Source organism: Stenotrophomonas sp. 05L44_2 (assembly GCF_056665995.1).
In genome coordinates, this window is the sequence record NZ_JBFTNR010000453.1 from 1 (window position 1) to 3,514 (window position 3,514).

The 3,514-nt window shown below is 60.8% G+C and carries 7 protein-coding genes and 1 pseudogene; all 8 read left to right on the forward strand.

From position 1 onward, the window contains the following. Positions 1 to 52 precede the first annotated feature (52 nt). On the forward strand, positions 53 to 421 hold the full coding sequence (rplN, locus tag AC1VAN_RS15395; RefSeq protein WP_025879307.1) for a 50S ribosomal protein L14: 369 nt from the start codon (positions 53 to 55) through the stop codon (positions 419 to 421). 16 nt (positions 422 to 437) lie between these two features. Next, positions 438 to 755 (forward strand): 50S ribosomal protein L24, encoded by a 318-nt coding sequence (rplX, locus tag AC1VAN_RS15400; protein ID WP_025879308.1) that lies wholly within the window; start codon positions 438 to 440, stop codon positions 753 to 755. 11 nt (positions 756 to 766) lie between these two features. After that, on the forward strand, positions 767 to 1,309 hold the full coding sequence (rplE, locus tag AC1VAN_RS15405; protein WP_025879309.1) for a 50S ribosomal protein L5: 543 nt from the start codon (positions 767 to 769) through the stop codon (positions 1,307 to 1,309). An 18-nt stretch (positions 1,310 to 1,327) separates the two neighbouring features. Next, positions 1,328 to 1,633: a 30S ribosomal protein S14 gene (gene rpsN / locus AC1VAN_RS15410; protein WP_032977438.1), complete on the forward strand. Its 306-nt coding sequence runs from the start codon at positions 1,328 to 1,330 to the stop codon at positions 1,631 to 1,633. Positions 1,634 to 1,867: 234 nt separating this feature from the next. Then, complete coding sequence (gene rpsH / locus AC1VAN_RS15415) at positions 1,868 to 2,266, forward strand: 30S ribosomal protein S8 (RefSeq protein ID WP_025879311.1); 399 nt, start codon at positions 1,868 to 1,870, stop codon at positions 2,264 to 2,266. Positions 2,267 to 2,283: 17 nt separating this feature from the next. Next, entirely contained in the window at positions 2,284 to 2,808 is a 525-nt protein-coding gene (rplF, locus tag AC1VAN_RS15420) for a 50S ribosomal protein L6 (protein ID WP_025879312.1), read from the forward strand. A gap of 32 nt (positions 2,809 to 2,840) precedes the next feature. Beyond that, positions 2,841 to 3,194, forward strand: a complete 354-nt coding sequence (gene rplR, locus AC1VAN_RS15425; protein ID WP_025879313.1) for a 50S ribosomal protein L18 — start codon at positions 2,841 to 2,843, stop codon at positions 3,192 to 3,194. Positions 3,195 to 3,355: 161 nt separating this feature from the next. Next, positions 3,356 to 3,514, forward strand: a pseudogene (locus tag AC1VAN_RS15430) (30S ribosomal protein S5); the annotation flags it as partial.

The following is a 3,514-nucleotide window of genomic DNA, read 5'->3' on the forward strand; positions in this document are numbered from 1 at the left end:
CTGGCGCGTGGTGGAAGTCATCACGCGTGCGGCTGAATAAGGAGTCTGAATCATGATCCAGATGCAGAGCTACCTTGACGTCGCCGACAATTCTGGTGCCAAGCGAGTGATGTGCTTCAAGGTGCTGGGTGGTTCCAAGCGCCGTTACGCCGGCATCGGCGACATCATCAAGGTCACCGTGAAGGATGCGATTCCGCGCGGCAAGGTCAAGAAGGGTGAAGTGTATGACGCCGTCGTGGTGCGTACCCGCAAGGGTGTGCGTCGCGCCGACGGCTCGCTGATCCGCTTCGACGGCAACGCCGCCGTTCTGCTTAACAACAAGCAGGAGCCGATCGGGACCCGTATCTTCGGGCCGGTGACTCGTGAACTTCGTTCSGAGAAGTTCATGAAGATCGTSTCGCTCGCTCCSGAAGTGCTGTGAGCGACAGGAGATAATCATGGCTAACCGTATCAAGAAGGGCGACCAGGTTGTCGTCAACGCCGGCAAGGACAAGGGTAAGCAGGGCGAAGTCGTCCGCGTCGATGGCGACCGTCTGGTCGTCGCCAACGTGAACATCGTCAAGCGCCACACCAAGCCGAACCCGCAGGCAGGTGTTGCCGGCGGCGTGGTCGAGCGTGAAGCGTCGATCCATATCTCCAACGTGAATGTGCTGAACCCGGCTTCGGGCAAGGGCGAGCGCGTTGGCTTCAAGGTGCTGGAGGATGGACGCAAACTGCGTGTGTTCCGCTCCAGCGGTGAGGCGCTCGACGCCTGAGGAATGAGAAGATGACTTCCCGTCTCGAAAAGTTTTACAAGGAAGAAGTGGTGCCGGCGCTGATGAAGCAGTTCGGTTACACCAATTCCATGCAGGTGCCGAAGCTGGTCAAAGTCACCCTGAACATGGGTGTCGGCGAAGCGGCCACCAACAAGAAGATCCTGGAAAACGCCGTTGGCGACATGACCAAGATCTCGGGCCAGAAGCCGATCGTCACCAAGTCGCGTATCTCGGTGGCATCGTTCAAGATCCGTGATGGTTGGCCGATCGGCTGCAAGACCACGCTGCGTCGCCACAAGATGTACGAGTTCCTGGACCGCCTGATCAACATCTCGCTGCCGCGCGTGCGCGACTTCCGTGGTGTTTCCGGTCGTTCCTTCGACGGTCGCGGCAACTTCAACATGGGTGTGAAGGAACAGATCATCTTCCCGGAAATCGACTTCGACGCTGTCGACGCGATCCGCGGTATGGATATCGCCATCACCACCACTGCGAAGACCGACGCGGAAGCGAAGGCGCTGCTGGCAGCGTTCAAGTTCCCGTTCCGTAACTGATTCGTCGAGGAAACCGAAATGGCAAAGACCTCCATGGTCAACCGCGACATCAAGCGGAAGAAGCTGGCTGAAAAGTTCGCTGTCAAGCGTGCTGCTCTGAAGAAGATCGTGTCCTCCCCGGACGCGAGCTACGAAGAGAAGATCGAGGCCGCCACCAAGTTGTCGAAGCTGCCGCGCGATTCGTCGCCGAGCCGCCATCGCAACCGTTGCGAACTGTCTGGCCGCCCGCGTGGCGTGTACAGCAAGTTCGGCCTGGGTCGCAACAAGCTGCGTGAAGCCACCATGCGTGGCGACGTTCCGGGCCTGCGCAAGGCCAGCTGGTAACCCCAGCCGGTCCTGCCAGCGAGGGCTCCCCACGGGGGGGCTTCGCAGCCGGGGAGGGGAGGCGTTCAGCTTTCCCTCTGCAAAAAACCGAAGAGCCCGACGCAAGTCGGGCTCTTTTGGCGTATACTCCCGCGTCTTGCTCTGCGCAACGCGTAGGGGTAGGGGGCCTGGCCCGTTTCCAGGAGACAACAGATTTTCGCGAAAGCGGATATCGGTGCACTCAAAGGTACTCATATGAGCATGACTGATCCCATCGCCGACCTGCTGGTCCGCATCAAGAATGCGGCAGCGGTTGGCAAGCAGACGGTGAAAGCCCCGTCGTCCAAGATCAAGGTTGCGATCGCCCAGGTCCTGAAGGACGAGGGTTACATCGCCGACCTGCGCGTGACCGCGCTCGAGAACAACAAGTCCGAGCTGGAAATCGTGCTGAAGTATTTCGAAGGCAAGCCGGTCATCGCGACCCTGAAGCGCTTCTCGCGTTCGGGCCTGCGCCAGTACCGCGGCAAGAGCGAACTGCCGAAGGTCATGAACGGCCTGGGCATTTCCATCATTTCCACTTCCAAGGGCATCATGACTGATGCGCAGGCGCGCCAGTTGGGCGTCGGCGGCGAAGTCCTGTGCTTCGTGGCCTAAGGCGAAAGGAGTAGACCATGTCCCGTGTAGCCAAGAAGCCGATCGACCTGGGTAAGGTTGAACTGAACGTCCAGAACGACAGCGTCATCGCCAAGGGCCCGAAGGGCACCCTGTCGCTGGCCAAGCCGGCTGGCATCAACATCAATGTCGAAAACGGCGTTGCCACCCTGAGCACCGACAACGTGGAGCTGATCCCGCTGACCGGTACCGTCCGCGCCATCCTGTCCAACATGGTCAAGGGTGTTTCCGAAGGCTTCGAGCGCAAGCTTGAGCTGGTCGGCGTGGGTTACCGTGCCGCGATGCAGGGCAAGGACCTCAGCCTGTCGCTGGGTTACTCGCACCCGATCGTGTTCGTGGCGCCGGAAGGCATCACCATCACCACCCCGACCCAGACTGAAATCCTGGTGCAGGGCGCTGACAAGCAGGCCGTCGGTGAAGCTGCCGCCAAGATCCGTGCGTTCCGCAAGCCSGAGCCGTACAAGGGCAAGGGCGTGAAGTACTCCGACGAAGTCATCATTCGCAAGGAAGCCAAGAAGGCCTAATTAGGACCTTCCGCTTTCCAGGGAAAAAGATCATGAACAAGAACATCGCCCGCCTGCGTCGCGCCAAGTCGACCCGTGCCCACATCCGTGTGCTCGGTGTGGCCCGCCTGTCGGTGCTGCGCACCGGCCAGCACCTGTATGCACAGGTCTTCACCGCTGACGGCTCGAAGGTGCTGGCTGCCGCCAACACCACCCAGGCCGACATCAAGGAAGGCCTGAAGAACGGCAAGAACGCCGATGCCGCCGCCAAGGTTGGCCGCATCGTCGCTGAGCGTGCCAAGGCCGCCGGCGTCGAGAAGGTTGCCTTCGATCGTTCGGGTTACCGTTACCACGGCCGCATCAAGGCCCTGGCTGACGCTGCCCGCGAAGCCGGCCTGCAGTTCTAAGGGATCAGGGCAGGGGACCCCGGTCCCCATGCCCGCCTGCTCGCCAGCCTGAGTGAGGCTGGGCGGCGCCGCTCTTCTGCAGCGGCCCACCGCAACAACGCACCACTCCACAACCATAAGCGGCCTCGAGCCGTACATAACCCAACAACCAAGGAATAAACATGGCAGAAGAACGTCAGCAGCGGGGTCGCGATCGCGACCGTAACCGCGAAGAGAAAGTCGATGACGGCATGATCGAAAAGCTGGTCGCGGTCAATCGCGTCAGCAAGACCGTCAAGGGTGGCCGTCAGTTCACCTTCACCGCCCTGACTGTTGTCGGC

What these genes read in the sequence shown, in the direction of transcription:
- rplX (WP_025879308.1), top strand. Translation starts at nt 438, where the DNA reads ATGGCTAACCGTATCAAGAAGGGCGACCAGGTTGTCGTCAACGCCGGC.
- rplE (WP_025879309.1), top strand. Translation starts at nt 767, where the DNA reads ATGACTTCCCGTCTCGAAAAGTTTTACAAGGAAGAAGTGGTGCCGGCG.
- rpsN (WP_032977438.1), top strand. Translation starts at nt 1,328, where the DNA reads ATGGCAAAGACCTCCATGGTCAACCGCGACATCAAGCGGAAGAAGCTG.
- rpsH (WP_025879311.1), top strand. Translation starts at nt 1,868, where the DNA reads ATGAGCATGACTGATCCCATCGCCGACCTGCTGGTCCGCATCAAGAAT.
- rplR (WP_025879313.1), top strand. Translation starts at nt 2,841, where the DNA reads ATGAACAAGAACATCGCCCGCCTGCGTCGCGCCAAGTCGACCCGTGCC.